General features: G+C 56.3%; 17 protein-coding genes. 4 read left to right on the top strand and 13 right to left on the bottom strand.

The genetic code is table 11. The features are described 5' to 3' along the window. Window positions 1-23: 23 nt before the first annotated feature. The 8 genes from AC2FIZ_RS00080 to AC2FIZ_RS00115 form a co-directional block, all read right to left on the bottom strand. Window positions 24-2,225, bottom strand: coding sequence for a 3-hydroxyacyl-CoA dehydrogenase NAD-binding domain-containing protein (locus AC2FIZ_RS00080; RefSeq protein WP_496688645.1), 2,202 nt, complete (start codon window positions 2,223-2,225; stop codon window positions 24-26). Then, entirely contained in the window at window positions 2,218-2,706 is a 489-nt protein-coding gene (locus AC2FIZ_RS00085; protein ID WP_142632807.1) for a cupin domain-containing protein, read from the bottom strand. The genes AC2FIZ_RS00080 and AC2FIZ_RS00085 overlap by 8 nt, the downstream gene beginning before the upstream one ends. After that, entirely contained in the window at window positions 2,706-3,917 is a 1,212-nt protein-coding gene (locus AC2FIZ_RS00090) for an acetyl-CoA C-acetyltransferase (protein ID WP_142632809.1), read from the bottom strand. Before AC2FIZ_RS00090 ends, AC2FIZ_RS00085 begins: the two co-directional genes overlap by 1 nt. Before the next feature lie 10 nt (window positions 3,918-3,927). Further along, a complete protein-coding gene (locus AC2FIZ_RS00095; protein ID WP_281994367.1) occupies window positions 3,928-4,566 on the bottom strand; it encodes a glutathione S-transferase family protein in 639 nt (212 codons plus the stop codon). Window positions 4,567-4,645: 79 nt separating this feature from the next. After that, complete coding sequence (locus AC2FIZ_RS00100) at window positions 4,646-4,858, bottom strand: hypothetical protein (RefSeq protein WP_142632813.1); 213 nt, start codon at window positions 4,856-4,858, stop codon at window positions 4,646-4,648. 51 nt (window positions 4,859-4,909) lie between these two features. After that, window positions 4,910-6,691 carry an acyl-CoA dehydrogenase C-terminal domain-containing protein gene (locus AC2FIZ_RS00105; RefSeq protein WP_496688641.1) on the bottom strand — a complete coding sequence of 594 codons (1,782 nt, stop codon included), beginning with the start codon at window positions 6,689-6,691 and terminating at the stop codon, window positions 4,910-4,912. 48 nt (window positions 6,692-6,739) lie between these two features. Then, a complete protein-coding gene (locus AC2FIZ_RS00110; protein WP_142632817.1) occupies window positions 6,740-7,141 on the bottom strand; it encodes a MerR family transcriptional regulator in 402 nt (133 codons plus the stop codon). Window positions 7,142-7,439: 298 nt separating this feature from the next. Beyond that, on the bottom strand, window positions 7,440-7,808 hold the full coding sequence (locus AC2FIZ_RS00115) for a MerR family transcriptional regulator (protein ID WP_142632819.1): 369 nt from the start codon (window positions 7,806-7,808) through the stop codon (window positions 7,440-7,442). A gap of 113 nt (window positions 7,809-7,921) precedes the next feature. Here AC2FIZ_RS00115 and AC2FIZ_RS00120 point away from each other — a divergent pair, with 113 nt between their 5' ends. The 3 genes from AC2FIZ_RS00120 to AC2FIZ_RS00130 are packed head-to-tail and all read left to right on the top strand — an operon-like array spanning window position 7,922 to window position 10,182. Then, window positions 7,922-8,341, top strand: coding sequence for a PaaI family thioesterase (locus AC2FIZ_RS00120; RefSeq protein ID WP_496677957.1), 420 nt, complete (start codon window positions 7,922-7,924; stop codon window positions 8,339-8,341). Beyond that, window positions 8,341-8,859, top strand: coding sequence for a PaaI family thioesterase (locus AC2FIZ_RS00125; protein WP_271948008.1), 519 nt, complete (start codon window positions 8,341-8,343; stop codon window positions 8,857-8,859). The genes AC2FIZ_RS00120 and AC2FIZ_RS00125 overlap by 1 nt, the downstream gene beginning before the upstream one ends. 6 nt (window positions 8,860-8,865) lie before the next feature. Beyond that, complete coding sequence (locus tag AC2FIZ_RS00130) at window positions 8,866-10,182, top strand: MATE family efflux transporter (protein WP_142632825.1); 1,317 nt, start codon at window positions 8,866-8,868, stop codon at window positions 10,180-10,182. On the opposite strand, the gene arsC is transcribed toward AC2FIZ_RS00130, so the two are convergent. Genes arsC through AC2FIZ_RS00150 form a run of 4 tightly spaced genes read right to left on the bottom strand, consistent with a single transcriptional unit; the run spans window position 10,179 to window position 12,338 of the window. Next, window positions 10,179-10,520 (bottom strand): arsenate reductase (glutaredoxin), encoded by a 342-nt coding sequence (gene arsC, locus AC2FIZ_RS00135; RefSeq protein WP_496790401.1) that lies wholly within the window; start codon window positions 10,518-10,520, stop codon window positions 10,179-10,181. The genes AC2FIZ_RS00130 and arsC overlap by 4 nt on opposite strands. Further along, entirely contained in the window at window positions 10,517-11,575 is a 1,059-nt protein-coding gene (locus AC2FIZ_RS00140) for a quinone-dependent dihydroorotate dehydrogenase (RefSeq protein WP_281971803.1), read from the bottom strand. The genes arsC and AC2FIZ_RS00140 overlap by 4 nt, the downstream gene beginning before the upstream one ends. Next, window positions 11,572-12,003 carry a DUF1330 domain-containing protein gene (locus AC2FIZ_RS00145; RefSeq protein ID WP_281971804.1) on the bottom strand — a complete coding sequence of 144 codons (432 nt, stop codon included), beginning with the start codon at window positions 12,001-12,003 and terminating at the stop codon, window positions 11,572-11,574. Before AC2FIZ_RS00145 ends, AC2FIZ_RS00140 begins: the two co-directional genes overlap by 4 nt. Beyond that, window positions 12,000-12,338: a DUF952 domain-containing protein gene (locus AC2FIZ_RS00150; protein ID WP_281994369.1), complete on the bottom strand. Its 339-nt coding sequence runs from the start codon at window positions 12,336-12,338 to the stop codon at window positions 12,000-12,002. Before AC2FIZ_RS00150 ends, AC2FIZ_RS00145 begins: the two co-directional genes overlap by 4 nt. A gap of 107 nt (window positions 12,339-12,445) precedes the next feature. On the opposite strand from AC2FIZ_RS00150, the gene AC2FIZ_RS00155 reads away from it, so the two are divergent. Continuing rightward, window positions 12,446-14,023 carry a bifunctional metallophosphatase/5'-nucleotidase gene (locus AC2FIZ_RS00155; RefSeq protein WP_496790402.1) on the top strand — a complete coding sequence of 526 codons (1,578 nt, stop codon included), beginning with the start codon at window positions 12,446-12,448 and terminating at the stop codon, window positions 14,021-14,023. Between the two features lie 65 nt (window positions 14,024-14,088). Here the strand turns inward: AC2FIZ_RS00155 and AC2FIZ_RS00160 are convergent, their stop codons facing one another. Further along, complete coding sequence (locus AC2FIZ_RS00160; RefSeq protein WP_281971806.1) at window positions 14,089-15,747, bottom strand: tetratricopeptide repeat-containing sulfotransferase family protein; 1,659 nt, start codon at window positions 15,745-15,747, stop codon at window positions 14,089-14,091. Between the last annotated feature and the right edge of the window lie 16 nt (window positions 15,748-15,763).

Here is a 15,763-nt window from a genome sequence, read left to right on the forward strand (position 1 = left end):
TCTCTTACGCCAGCACCAACTGTTTAGGCAGCCTTGGCTTCGGGGTTGAAACGCCCGTAGAAGCTTTGGCCTTTATCTGCCATCTCACGCAGCAGCGGCGGGCAGGTAAACCGTTCCCCATATTGTGCGGTCAACTGATCGCAGCGCTCGGCCGCATAAGGGGTGCCGATGATGTCCAGCCAGCTCAGTGGGCCACCTGACCAAGGTGCAAAGCCCCAGCCCAAGATTGCGCCGACGTCACCCTCGCGGATGTCTTCCAGAACGCCTTCTTCCAATGCGCGGACGGCCTCCAGAACCTGAGCGAACATCAGGCGTTCCTGCACTTCGATCAGGTCGGGCTGATCCTCTGCCAGCGGATACTTGTCCTGCAGACCCTTCCAATATTCGACGCGCTTGCCTTTTTCGTCATAGTCGAAGAAGCCCGCGTTTGCCTTGCGGCCCAGACGGCCCTGTTCTTCCATCCAGAAGATCAGATCATCGGACGGGCTTTCAGGATATTCGTTGCCCATCGCGGCCTTGGTCGCGCGTGCGATCTTGGCACCCAGATCAATCGAGGTCTCATCAGTCAGCTGGATCGGCCCGACAGGGAAGCCCAACTGGCGTGCCGCGTTGTCGATCAGAACCGGGCTGACGCCTTCGGTCACCATCCGGGCACCTTCATTGATGTAGGGAATGATGCAGCGGTTGGCGTAGAAGAAGCGGGCATCGTTGACCACGATCGGCGTCTTGCGGATCTGGCGCACATAGTCCAGCGCCTTGGCCACTGCGCGATCACCGGTTTCCTTGCCTTTGATGATCTCGACCAAGAACATCTTCTCGACGGGCGAGAAGAAGTGGATGCCGATGAACTGATCCGCACGCACCGAAGCTTTGGCCAGGTCGCTGATCGGCAGGGTCGAGGTGTTCGAGGCAAAGATGCAGTCCTCGGGAATGATCGCCTCGACCTTTTTGGTCATCTCGGCCTTGACGCCCATGTCTTCGAAGACGGCTTCGATGATCAGGTCGCAGCCCTTCAGATGATCAAGGTCAGGGGTCGCGGTGATGCGGCCCAGCATGGCCTCTTTCTTTTCAGCCGTAACCTTGCCGCGCTTCATACCTTTGTCCAGGTACGTTTCGGTATAGGCTTTGCCTTTGTCTGCAGCTTCCTGATCGCGGTCGACCAGAACAACTTCCATACCGGCCTGCGCCGATACAAGTGCGATACCCGCACCCATCATGCCAGCGCCCAGAACACCGATCTTCTTGACTGACTGATCCGGTACGCCCGCAGGACGCACGGCGCCTTTTTCCAAGGCTTCCTTGTTCAGGAACAGTGATCGGATCATGGCACCCGAAGACGGGTTCATCAGAACGGAGGTGAACCAACGGGCTTCGATCTTCAGCGCGGTTTCGAAATCAACCAGCGCACCTTCGTAAACAGCGCTTAGCAACGCCTTGGCGGCAGGGAACGCACCCTGAGTTTTGCTATTCACCATTGCCGAGGCGCCGACGAAGTTCATGAAACCGGCAGGGTGGTAAGGCGCGCCACCGGGCATTTTGTAACCCTTGGCATCCCAAGGCTTCACAATGTCCGCATCTTTGGCGTTCAGCACCCAATCTTTTGCTGCGGCAACTGGATCCTCGGCGATCTCATCGATGTAGCCTGCACTTTTCGCCTTTTTGACGTCCAGCATCTTGCCTTCCAGCAACAGCGGAGCGGCTGCAATCGCACCGACCTTGCGGACCATACGGGTGGTGCCACCAGCGCCAGGGAAGATGCCAACCATGATTTCAGGCAGGCCGTATTTCGCCTTTGGGTTCTCGGCTGCAAAGATGCGGTGCGTCGACAGCGGTAGTTCCATGCCAATGCCTGCGGCTGTACCGGGCAGGGCGGTTGCAATCGGCTTGCCGCCTTTCTTGGTCTTGGGGTCCATGCCCGCCAGCTCGATCTTGCGCAGCACGCCGTGCATATTCATGGTGCCTTCGAACAGGCCCTTGGCGGGGTTGTCACCCGCCTGTTCTTTCATCACCGCAAGCAGGTTCAGGTCCATGCCACCGGCGAACGAACCTTCTTTCCCGCTGGTGATAACGATGCCTTTGATCTCGTCATCGGCAAGTGCCTGATCGATGCAATCGCTTAACTGTGCGAATCCGTCAAAAGACATCACGTTCATGGATTTTCCCAGGACGTCCCAGGTGATAATGGCGACGCCGTCCGCGCCTTTGCTCAGAGTGAAATCAGTCATTGTCATCTCCAATCTGGTCAGCCGTTAGCGGGCTGCCATCTTTCCGGGTGAAAGAGAATCCGTTCTCATCATCCTTCACCATCATGTCTAAGTCGCTGTAATAGCCGGTCTCGTTCGGGGTCCGTGTGCCCACCACCAGAAAGGTTGCAGGCGCATCGGTGTTGTTCACAAGGTGATGGCCGTTGGCTTCACCTGCGGGCCATGCGGCGCAATCGCCGGGCTGCATTTCATGCTCGCCATCGTCGTCGATCAGCGTACAGGTGCCGCTTAGCATGATTGCAAACTCGTCCTGCTCCATATGGTAATGGCGCAGCGAGGACATGCCCTGCGGTTCCAGCCGCACGATGTTCACACCGTACTGGGTTAGCCCGCCCGCATCACCGAGGCGCTGAACAAAACGGCCTGCGGTCGCCTCGGCCAGCTTGCCGGGATAGGCCGAGCCGCCCTGAAACGGAATCTGAGAGAGATCCAGCTTTGGCATCAGACGCGCTCGATGATCGTTGCTGCACCCATGCCGGATGCGATGCAAAGCGTGGCCAGCCCGGTTTCCTTGTCCTGACGTTCAAGCTCATCCAGCAGGGTGCCGATGATCATCGCGCCGGTCGCGCCCAGCGGGTGGCCCATTGCAATCGAGCCGCCATTGACGTTGACCAAAGCCGGATCGACATCGAATGCCTGCTGGAAGCGCAGAACAACCGAGGCAAAGGCTTCGTTCACTTCGAACAGGTCGAGATCGCTGATTTTCATGCCGTTGTCGGCGAGGATTTTCTCGGTCACCGGAACCGGACCGGTCAACATAATGGTGGGGTCGGTGCCGATCTTGGCCGTGGCCTTGATGCGTGCGCGCGGCTTCAGGCCGTATTTCTCGCCGAATTCCTTGTTGCCGATCAGAACTGCCGCCGCACCATCCACGATGCCCGAGCTGTTACCCGCGTGGTGGATATGATTGATCTTTTCCAGATGCGGGTATTTCAGCTTTGCGACGTTGTCGAAGCCGGGCATTTGCTCGCCCATCATCTGGAATGCGGGGTTCAAGCCACCCAGGCTTTGCATGTCCGTGCCGGGGCGCATGTATTCATCATGGTCCAGAATGGTCAGGCCGTTCTGATCCTTAACGGTGATGACCGATTTCGAGAACCGGTTGTCGTCCCACGCAGCTTTTGCACGGCGCTGCGATTCCATCGCCAGCGCATCAGCCTGATCGCGTGTGAACCCGTATTCGGTCGCAATGATATCAGCCGAGATACCCTGCGGAACGAAATAGGTGTTCATCGCCAGTGAAGGGTCAGCCGCAATCGCAGCGCCATCGCTGCCCATCGGAACACGGCCCATCATCTCGACCCCGCCTGCAATATAGGCGTCGCCTGCGCCGCCTTTGACCTGGTTGGCAGCCAGGTTCACAGCTTCCATGCCCGAGGCGCAGAACCGGTTGATCGCCAGCCCGGGGATCGATTCATCCAGATCAGAACCCAGCACTGCGGTTCGTGCCAGACAGCCGCCCTGTTCCATAACCTGGGTTACGTTGCCCCAGATGACGTCCTCTACGGCGTGGCCCTCTAGATTGTTCCGCTCTTTTACGGCGTTCAATGTCAGCGAGGACAGGCGCGCCGAAGTCAGCTCGTGCAGGCTACCATCCTTGCGGCCTTTGCCGCGCGGAGTACGCAGGGCGTCATAGATATATGCGTCGGTCATAGTTTTCTCCTTAAGCTCGATCCGGCACAGAGCCGGGCATCAGGTCGTAGGGGTGTTTCCAGCCAGGCTGCTGGGACAAGCGTGTCAGCCAGGCGTCGATATTTGGCCATTCGGTGCGGTCAAAGCCGAAGGGTTCAGGATAGTAGAGATAGCCACAGCAGCTGAGATCAGCATTGGTTACACCGTCCCCAACGATCCAGTCGCGACCGTTCAGATGTGCATCCAGGACTTGATACGCAGCCTTCAGGCGACCCTGGTTGAATGCGATCACATCTGGGTTGCGATGTTCTTCCGGCAGAAAGTTGATCAAAAAACGGGTCAGGCCTGCCACCGAGCTGAGTTTGTGGTTGTCCCACAGCACCCAGCGCAGTACCTCGTATTTCTCTTCCTGCGTCTTTCCTCCGAACATGCCTGTCTTTTCAGTTATATAAGTCTGAATGGCCCCGGACTGACTGGTGCGAAAGTCGCCATCAATCATGACGGGCGCTTCACCCATTTCGTTGATAGTGGCACGAAATTCGGGAGTGCGTGTCACTCCTTTGAAGAAGTCGACTTCGACGGCTTCCCATTCTAACCCTGATAACTCCAGAGCCAGCGCCGCCTTGTACGAGTTTCCGCTGACGCCGAAACAATGCAGTTTGATGGTCATCATTTGCCTCCCTTGGCACATGAGTCAGTGCGATGTGCTGTATCACGTAGCCCGCCCTTTTTCGGGCGGGTCTGGTTTCTTATCGTTTGCGCTCTTCAAGTTCGGAATTGAAGATACGCAAACGGTGCGTCAGGCTCTCTTCGTCGATGACGCTGTTGAAGTTCTCGAACAGGAATGACAGTGCCTCACCTTCGTCCAGACCAGCCTCGCGCGCGAACCCTCTGAGTTTGCGATAGCCATCTTCGGTCATGGCGACCGGGAAACGGCGTGTTAGGCGAAATCGTTTTGGCATATCGAGCCTTTCGAATGGCCGGCCCCAAGATGGTCTGGGGCCGGTCAGAGATCAGAAGCTTGCCGCGTCCAGGCCCATGACAGTATCCGCACCGCTCTGGATGCGTGTCAGATGAAGACCGGTGGCTGGCAAGCGACGCGCCATGTAGAACTGGCCGGTGGTAATCTTTGTCTCGTAGAACTCGGTGTCCGAAGTCCCGGCTTCAAGTGCGGCATAAGAAGCTTTTGCCATCTGTGCCCACATCAGGCCCAGGCAGACATGACCGAACATGTGCATGAAGTCATTCGACCCAGCCAGCGCATGGTTGGGGTTCTTGGTGCCGCTTTGCATAAAGTACATGGCAGCGGCCTGCAGATCCTTGGAGGCCGCTTTCAGCGGTTCGATAAACGCCGTATCATAGGCTTCGTTCTGACCTGCGTTTTCCTTGCAGAATTTTTTGACCACTTCGAAAAACGCCATGACGTGTTTGCCGCCATCCTGGGCAAGTTTACGGCCCACAAGGTCAAGCGCCTGAACGCCGTTTGCGCCTTCGTAGATCATCGCGATCCGGGCATCGCGGGTATATTGCGACATGCCCCATTCTTCGATGTAGCCGTGGCCACCATAGACTTGCTGGGCCTTGACCGTCATGTCATAGCCTTCGTCGGTCAGGAACCCTTTGAGGACCGGCGTCAGCAGTGAGATCAGGCCATCGGCGGCATCGTCACCAGAGCGGTGGGCCTTGTCGATCATGGTGGCTCCCCACAGAACAAAGGCACGGGCACCCTCGGTAAAGCTCTTCTGATCCATCAGGCTGCGGCGGATGTCGGGATGCACGATCAGCGGATCGGCTGGACCGTCCGGATTTTTCGCGCCGGTCACATCGCGGCCCTGCAGGCGGTCCTTGGCGTATTCCACCGCGTTCTGATAGGCCGCGTCGGCCTGGGACAGACCCTGCATGGCTACACCCATACGAGCTTCGTTCATCATGGTGAACATCGCGCGCATGCCTTTATGCTCTTCGCCCAAAAGATAGCCGGTTGCCTCGTCATAGTTCATGACGCAGGTCGAGTTGCCGTGGATGCCCATCTTTTCTTCGATGTTGCCGACCGATACGCCGTTGCGTTCACCCAGGCTGCCATCTTCGTTCACCATGAATTTAGGAACGATGAACAGGGATACACCCTTGATGCCTTCGGGGCCGCCCACGATCTTGGCCAGCACCAGGTGAATGATGTTGTCGGCCATGTCGTGTTCACCAGCCGAGATAAAGATCTTCTGACCGGAAATCTTGTAGGAGCCATCCGTTTGCGGTTCAGCCTTGGTGCGCATCAGACCCAGGTCGGTGCCGCAATGCGGTTCGGTCAGGTTCATGGTGCCGGTCCAATCGCAGCTAACCATGTTCGGCAGATAGGTTTCTTTCTGCTCTTGGGTGCCGTGCGCCAGAATGGCCGAGGCTGCGCCGTGGGTCAGACCTTGATACATGGTGAACGCCTGGTTCGAGGCGGAAAACATCTCGGCCACGGCAGAGCCAATGACATAAGGCATGTTCTGGCCGCCGAACTCTTCGGGCATGTCCAGGCCGGTCCAGCCGCCTTCCTTCATCTGACCGAATGCGTCTTTAAAGCCAGTAGGGGTATATACCACACCGTTTTCCAGACGACATCCTTCGGTATCACCGATTGTATTCAGCGGGTGCAGAACATTTGTCGCCACCTTACCGGCTTCTTCTAGGACAGCGCCGGTAAAATCAGGTTCAAGCTCGCTATAACCCGGGATGTCCGATCCCGATACATTGAGCACTTCGTGCAATACGAACTGCATGTCTTTGGTTGGTGCATTGTATACGGGCATTGGGAACTTCCTTAGTTTCGCTTGTCCGGTGGGTGGGTGCCGCCGGGGTTATTCTGCGGCCTTTTTGTCGCTCTTGATCGAGGCGATCACTTTCTCGCCCCATCTCAACTGTTCTTTTAGATCGTCAATGGCCTGGGTCAGCTCTTCACGCCGGGATTCCATATCGGCAAGCCGCTCGCACGCGATCTCATAGGTGCGGGTCATCTGTGTAACCTGCTGATCACCTACGTGATACAAATCAAGAAGCTGGCGAATTTCTTCCAGGCTGAAGCCAAAGCGTTTGCCTCGCAGGATCAGCTTGAGACGCGCCCGGTCGCTTTTGGTGAACAGTCGTTTCTGCCCTTCGCGGATCGGAAACAAAAGTTCCTTTGCCTCGTAAAAACGTAATGTGCGCGGCGTGACATCATAGGTCTCGCACATTTCACGAATGGTCATCAGATCTTCGGTCATGGTTTCTGCACTCTTGTAACTGGCCTTCGTTAAGCTGATTTGCGCAGTCGATGCGCGTCTTACAGCACGTAGATGCCGTTCACGTAACGCGAACGCTGCGTCACAAATAAGTTGACGTAACTTCCGTTCGCGTCAAGGTTTCTACTGCAGGGAATTTCAGGACGTCACGTCAGATCACCTTCCAGATGCAATTTTCCAAACACGGAAAAGCATGCTGAAAGGGTAAAAGAGCCCAGGAAGGGTCTGTTTTTGGCTTTGGCAAATCCGATAGTAAACGCGGTCAGCTGGGCAGCAATGCCTAGTCTAACAATTTCGCGGTCTGGTCACGCATTTGTTCCAAGGCATCTATGGCTTCATCTAACTGTTTTTTCTGATTGTTCAGTTCGACAAGCTGATGTTCGGCCATTTCGATGAAGGCCTTCATCTGTGCCTGATTCCCCTGATCTTCGTAGATCAGCAGCCACTGGCGGATATCTTCCAGAGGAAATCCGTATTTCCGTCCCCGCATGATCAGCGTCATCCGAGCGCATTCCCTAGGCCCGTAAAAGCGAGTTCGGCCTTCGCGGTCAGGCTGCAGAAGTTCGATATATTCATAGTAGCGCAGGGTACGTGGAGTCACGTCAAACTCGGCGCACATCTCTTTGAATGACAAACGGTTGTCGGGCATTCCTGGTCTCCTTCGAAACAGCGTAGGACGTGGCGACTTCAAGCGCAACAGGCGGGCTTGCTCTTTTGCTAGCCTGACGCTCATAAAGGGAGAAACAGAGAGGACACAAGTAGATGGTCGACAAAGCTGCTATAGCACGACAGTTTATTGAGGCCATTCCGCATGCCAAAGCTTTGGGTTTGACACTCACCAAAATGGGTAATGGCGAGGCCGAGATTTCGATGCCCTACAAGGCCGAACTGATCGGTGATCCACGCACGGGTGTGATCCATGGCGGGGCGGTTTTTGCCCTGCTTGACACCTGCTGCGGTTCCGCGGTCATGTGCCATCCTTCTTCGCCCGGCGCCACCGCGACAATAGATCTGCGGATAGACTACATGCGCCCGGCGACGCCAGGACAGAGCATTACGACACATGCTGTCTGTTATCACGTCACCAGAAACGTGGCCTTTGTCCGCGCAACTGCGATGGATGAGGACAAGGACCTGCCCGTGGCAACCGCCACCGGTTCATTCACAGTGGAGAGCCGATGATGTCACGACCTCGGCCCGAAGCCATGCAGCTCATCGAACAGCGTCGCGATGCAGCACTGAAGGCAATCGTGGATGGTGTTCCATATATTCAGTTTCTCGGAATCGAATTTGACCGGCGGGGAAATGAGTTGACCGGGGTACTGAACTTTGACCAAAAGCTGATCGGAAACCCGATGCTTCCGGCGCTTCATGGTGGTGTGACGGCTGCCTTTCTGGAAGTAACCGCGGTTATCACCCTGAGTTGGGAGTATTTCTTTCCCCGGATCGAAAACGGCGAATTGGATGCCAGCACGGTCTTTCAAGATGAAACCATCATGTTTCCAAAAACAGTAGATTTTACCGTTGATTACCTGCGATCGGGCTTGCCACGGGATGCCTATGCGCGTGCCTTTGTTCGCCGATTAGGGCGCCGGTATGCGTCGGTTCGTGTCGAAGCGTGGCAGGACAATCATCAGCGTCCTTTCGCACAGGCCAGCGGGCATTTTCTGATGCCGCAGTCCAAATCGAAAGCTGAGTAGATTTCCATGCAAGACGCCTCGGCACCCATCACGCACAGGCGCGTGCTTAAAATTGCAGCGCCCATCGTGCTGTCGAATGCCACGGTTCCGATCCTTGGGGCCGTGGATACTGGCGTAGTCGGGCAGATGGGTCTGGCTGCGCCGATTGGGGCTGTTGGGATGGGGGCCGTGATTCTGGCCTCGATCTACTGGATATTCGGCTTTCTGAGGATGGGGACCACCGGCCTGGCGGCGCAGGCGCGCGGGGCAGGTGACACTGCAGAAACCGGTGCGCTGCTGATGCGGGGCATATTGCTGGGCAGTGCGGCAGGTATGGTTTTCATATTGGCCCAGGTCCTTTTGTTCAAAGGGGCTTTTGCCCTTTCCCCCGCCAGCCCCGAGGTTGAGGCGCTGACCCGCGACTATCTGCGGATACGCATCTGGGGTGCGCCGGCAACGATTGCGCTGTTCGCCATCACTGGCTGGTTGATTGCGATTGAACGTACGCGTGGGGTCTTTGTCCTGCAGGTCTGGATGAACGGACTGAATATTCTGCTGGATCTGTGGTTTGTGCTTGGTCTGGGTTGGGGCGTCGAGGGGGTGGCCATCGCGACGCTCATCGCCGAGTGGAGCGGGCTGGCACTGGGTCTCTGGCTGTGCCGCAGTGCTTTTACCGGGAATCAATGGCGTGACTGGCCGCGAATTTTTGATCCCACGCGTCTGCGTCGGATGATGCAGGTGAATGGTGACATCATGGTCCGTTCGGTATTGCTGACCGGCGCCTTTACCACATTCCTCTTCGTCGGGTCGGATCTGGGGGATGTTAATCTGGCAGCCAATCAGGTCTTGCTGCAGTTTCTCGAAATTACCGCCTTTGCACTGGATGGGTTCGCCTTTTCCGCCGAAGCACTGGTCGGCGGCGCCATTGGCGCGCGGGATCGGCATCAGGTGCGCCGAGCCGCGGCCATGGCTTCGCAATGGGGGGTAGGGGGTGCATTTGTACTTGGTGCGGTTTTCTATCTGGCCGGGCCAGCGTTGATCGACCTGATGTCAACTGCACCTGAGGTGCGACTAGCCGCACGCGAGTATCTGGTCTGGGCGGCGCTGGCACCGGTGATCGGTGTGGCAAGCTGGATGTTTGACGGCATCTACATAGGTGCGACCTGGACGCGCGCAATGCGCAATGCGATGATCCATTCGGTTGCGATTTATGTTTTGGCCCTGTTCATATTGGTGCCTGCGCTCGGCAATCACGGCCTTTGGGCCGCGCTGATGATCTTGAACATCGCGCGTGCCTGCACGCTGGGATGGCGATACCCCAAGCTTGAGGCTTTGGTCGCTTAAAGAAGGTCCAGAAGGGATTCAGTAGGGCGACCAATGGCTGCGTTGTCCCCTTTGATTGCAAGCGGACGCTCGATCAAAATCGGATGGGCCGCCATTACTGTGATCAGGTCATCCTGAGCGGTATTCTTGGTTAGGCCCAGTTCCTTGAACAGCTTTTCGCTAGTCCGCATCAGGTCGATGGCGGGGATATCAAGGCGTGTAAGTACGGCCCGGATTTCGTCTGCCGAGGGCGTGTCCTCAAGGTATTTGCGAATTTCGACCCGCGCTCCGTTTTCCTCAAGCAAAGCGAGCCCTGCGCGAGACTTAGAGCATCTGGGATTGTGCCAGTATTCGATCATATCCAGTCCTGTCTTTTGCTTCCAACGGCCTGCGCAACGGTTTCAAACCCGTCGCGCGCCAGCAAGTCATCCAAACCTCGCGCGATTTCCGCCGCAAGTGAGATACCACCGAAAACCATCGCGGTGTAGAATTGCACGGCCGAAGCACCGGCGCATATCTTGGCATAGGCCTGTTCTGCTGTGCTGATGCCACCAACACCGATCAACGGAATCTGACCGTCGGTCAAATGGCTAAACCGGGCAAGAACGCGGGTGGATTTTTCGAACAAAGGTGCGCCGGACAGGCCGCCTGCTTCGTCTCTGTGTGCGCTGCGCAACCCATCGCGCGACAAAGTGGTGTTCGAGGCGATGACCGCATCAACGCCCGATTCATGGGCCACTTCGGCGATATCCCGCAGCTCATCCTCGGTCAGATCGGGGGCGATCTTGAGGAATACTGGTAGAGGGCGCATTAGGGTGTTTCGGGTTTCGATCACGCCGCTCAACAGAGCGCTCAGCGCCGCTTTGCCTTGCAAATCCCGCAGCTTTTCAGTGTTCGGAGATGACACGTTGACCGTAGCGAAATCCAGATGCGCCCCACAATGGGCCAGTACCTTGGCAAAGTCGCCGGGGCGATCATCGCTGTCTTTGTTCGCACCAAGGTTCAGTCCGATCACCGCATCCCTGGGGCGCGCCGCCAGACGACGGGCCATGGCCTCCATCCCTTCGTTGTTAAAGCCAAAGCGGTTGATGGCAGCCTTGTCTTCGGTCAGGCGGAACAGGCGCGGCCTGGGATTGCCGGGCTGCGGGCGTGGGGTAACGGCACCGACTTCGATGAACCCAAACCCGGCGCGAGACAGGGGGCCAAGAACCTCTCCGTTCTTGTCGAACCCTGCGGCCAGACCAACCGGATTGGGCAGATCCAGCCCGGCGATTTTGGTCTGCAAACGCTGTGACGTGACCGGCCCTGGTGCAGGCGCAAGCCCTGCCTTCAGGGCTTTGATCGACAGGGCATGTGCAGTTTCCGGGTCCAAGCGGTGCAGGGCAGCCAGCCCCAGCTTTTCAGTCAGTTTCATCCAAAGATTTCTCCGCCTTCGGTCGGCGCGCACCGGATCAGGCGAGAGGTCTTCACCGCAGCCTGACGATGCACGACCGCCTGTTTGTAGTCAGGGTCGGATATCATTTCCAGAAAGGCATGGGCCGATGGGTAACGCGCGATAAATACCGCGTCCCATGCCTCATCCTTCGGGCCAATCAACGTAGTCTGAAACGCGCCGCGCCAAATGATCTTTGCCCCAAGGCGGGTAATGATCGGCGCGGTTTCGATCCCATAATTGCGATAGGCCTGAGCGCCCGACAGACCGCTTCTGGCCAGTTCGTGCCCCGATGGATATTCGGCCCGGCTGCGGAACCTCACCAGGTTCAGCATCTCAATAGACTGGTCACGATCCAGCACCTTGAAGGCTTCGAACTGGGCGCGATCCGGGTCGATATATTCCGTCATTTCATGTCGTCCGGGAAGCGATGCGCGTTGCCGTCAAAGGGCAGGGGGCAGGACCAAGCTATGTCGGTCATGCGGATCTGACGGTAGAGATGCGGAAACAGAGCGCCCCCGCGCGAAACCTCCCACTCCAGTTCCTCGCCCATCGCGTCAGCATCGCAGGCCAACAGCGTCAAACCTTCGGCGCTGGCAAAATGCTTGGCAGCGGTTTCCGCAGCTTGTTCAGCTGTCGAAAAGTGGACAAAACCGTCCGAAACATCAATCGGAGCACCATCCGTGGCGCCATCGGTCTGCAGCGCCGTCCATTCGTTGGCGCGGAAAATCTTGTAAATCAGCATAGAACGGTCATGCCCCGCGCTGCGGCTAGATTCAAGCCGGATTTCCCCCTTTGACTCTTTGCTGAAGGCGGCGCAACATCTTGGCAATTAACAAAGGGAGTTAAAATATGTTCACCCGTTTCCTAGCCTCGGCTGCTGTGCTGGGTTTGACTGCAGGAATGGCCGCCGCCGAATATAAACTGACCATTCTGCACACCAACGACTTTCATTCGCGTATCGAGCCGATCAACAAATATGACAGTGGCTGTAGTTCAGATGACAACGCCGAAGGCAAGTGTTTTGGCGGATCTGCCCGTCTCGTAACAGCAGTGGAAGAAGCCCGCGGACGTGCCGAAAACTCGATCCTGGTAGATGGCGGCGATCAGTTTCAGGGCTCGTTGTTCTATACCTATTACAAGGGCAAGGTCGCGGCCGAGTTCATGAACAAATTGGGCTATAACGCTATGACCGTGGGCAACCACGAATTCGATGATGGCCCGGAAGTCCTGCGCGGCTTTATTGACACGGTTGATTTCCCGGTGCTGATGTCGAACGCGGATTTTTCCGGCGAAGAATTGCTGAACGGCAAGATCAAAAAGTCTACAGTGATTGAAGTCGGCGGAGAAAAAGTCGGCCTTGTTGGTCTGACGCCGGAAGACACGCATGAACTGGCCTCTCCTGGCCCGAACATCACATTCTCGGACCCGATTCCCGCGGTTCAGGCCGAAGTGGACAAGCTAACCGCGGAAGGCGTGAACAAGATCATCGTTCTCAGCCATTCGGGATATGCTGTCGACCAGCGTGTTGCACAGGAAACGACCGGCGTTGACGTAATCGTAGGTGGGCATTCCAATACATATTTGTCCAACGTTTCCGACAAGGCTGTTGGTCCCTATCCGACAGTGGTCGATGGCGTGCAGATCATTCAGGCCTATGCCTACGGCAAATTCCTGGGCGAGCTGAATGTCACTTTTGATGACGACGGAAATGTTGTCGCGGCGGCTGGTGAGCCGCTGATCATGGACAACAACGTGGCCGAAGATCAGGCCTCGCTGGACCGTATCGCGGAACTGGCCGCTCCTTTGGACGAAATCCGCAATAAGGTCGTGGCCAGCACGTCTGAGGCGATTGAGGGTGACCGTTCGATCTGTCGTGTTCAGGAATGTCAGATGGGCAATTTGGTCGCTGATGCTATGCTTGCGCGGGTTGCTGATCAGGGCGTTCATATCGCGATTGCGAACTCTGGCGGCTTGCGTGCTTCGATTGACCCTGGCGACGTGACCATGGGTGAAGTTCTGACCGTGCTGCCGTTCCAGAATACGCTTTCAACCTTTGAGATCAGCGGACAAGGCATCGTTGACGCGCTTGAAAACGGCGTGAGCCAGGTAGAAGAGGTCAAGGGCCGCTTTCCGCAGGTTGCCGGTCTGACCTTTGTTTGGGACGCATCGGTGGCACCAAACGAAGGGCGCGTATCAGAGGTCATGGTATCCAACGGCGATGGGCTTACCCCGATTGATCCGGCGGCGACTTATCTTGTCGTTACCAATAACTACGTCAGAAATGGCGGTGACGGGTACAGTATGTTCGAAGGCGACGATAAAAATGCCTATGACTTTGGCCCGGATCTTGCAGATGTCACGGCGGAATACCTAGCCGAAAACGCGCCTTACCAGCCTTATCTGGACGGTCGCATCAAGCAAAAGTAAGGCGACCAGAGCGAAACGAAAAGGGCCGCACCTTGGGATGCGGCCCTATTTCATTCAGCTAACCTTCAGCCTTGATCGATATCGTATTCCGGCCAAAGCCCTGTATCAAAACCCGCAAGCATGGGCTGGATATGTTCCGACACAGATCGCCATCCCCCAATGGATTTGGTTGAGATTTTGTTGCGAACCTGGTCGATACTGGCAGTCCGGACCTGTTTGGTATTCTCTTCCGGATGCATCATCGTCTCGGTCCATTCCAGGTCGCAGAAAGCGGCGACCTGCTTGCTATAGGTTTCGGGGTCCGCGACAAGCTTTTCATATGGAACGGTCAGGATCTTGTCGCCAAAAACAGCATCCCAATGCGCCATATAGCGACGATATAGGTTGGCAGAATGGGCAATGGTCTCAAGATTCGAGGCATAGTTCATGCCACCCGCAGGGAACCGGCGGATCCATTTCGAAAGACCAACATCGCGCGGATCACGCAGCATGTTTATTATCTTGGCGTTTGGGAATGCCGACAACAGGAAGCCGACCCGCTGAAAATTGTGGGGCATCTTGTCAACAAAAGCGGTCGAGCCATCGGGGATCGGCGGCATCAACTCTCGGAACTCTTTGGCATATTTCGCTGCGGCAGTGGAATCGAAGGTCTTGCGATGTTGTGCGTAGTCGCGCGAAAGATCGGCCCCAACCGTCAGTTCGCCGCAGCCAGCAATGTCTGGCGCGGAGCTCAGCATCATTTCCATGAGCGTCGTGCCAGAGCGCGGCTGGCCCAGAACGAAGATCGGAACCGGCTGATCGGTTTGTTCGGACCAAGGAACTCTTCCTCCTACAGGGAACAGGCCAGTGATACGTTCGAACTTCTGTTCTTCCGCCTCTAAATCATAGGGTTTGACGTTGTGTTGGATGGCATTGGCACGTGCAAATTGCGGCAGTGCTGCGCCAAGGCTATCGGTTTTTTGGATCAGGTGGGCCTTGGCAAATTCCAGTTCCGACAGCTCGTGTACGCTTTCGGATATCGCTGCTTCAACCGCCTCCATCAGTTTCGGGGCGTCCTCTTTGCTGGACATTGTCGAAAGCTGAAGAAGGGTGGCAACATGGAAGGGTTCTTTGGCGTAGATGCCCTGCAGAATATTGGCGCATCCCTTTTTGTCGCCACTCTGGTGCAGATTTACGGCTTTTTGAAAGGCTATCTTTTCGTTGTCCGGTGCCAATTCATACGCCTTGGTTATATCGCGTGAGTTGTGCTCGATATAACCGATGCGGCCATAGGCGCGGGCACGAGTCGACAACAGGCTGACATTTTCAGGGTCGCTTTGAAGTTTTTTGGTCACGTGATCAATGATCAGGCGCCAATTCTGTCCTTTCAGCGTAATCTCATCAATGACCCGGTTCAGTTCCTTGCTGGCTGGGAATTTTTCGGCCTTGAGTTCGGCATATTCCAAGGCTTTGGCCATCTGGCCGGTTTGCATAAGAGCATTGGCGAGGTTTTCGACGAATTGCGGATCGTCAGGTTTCATCCGCGCGGCTTCGACAAAATGCGGGATCGACCTTTTATACTGTTTCATCTCGGTCAGAACAAAACCGGAAATGGCATGAAAATCCGAGTCGGTCGGAAACTTTTTTACGCCAAGTTGAGCCTTTTTCAGCGCAGCCTGGAATTTGCCTTCTTCCAGCGCTGCGACAGCTTTGACTTTTAAGGTTTTCGCCGTTTGATTTTGCATATGACCCCGTGAGAAC

Source organism: Ruegeria sp. CDSB022, from assembly GCF_059611145.1.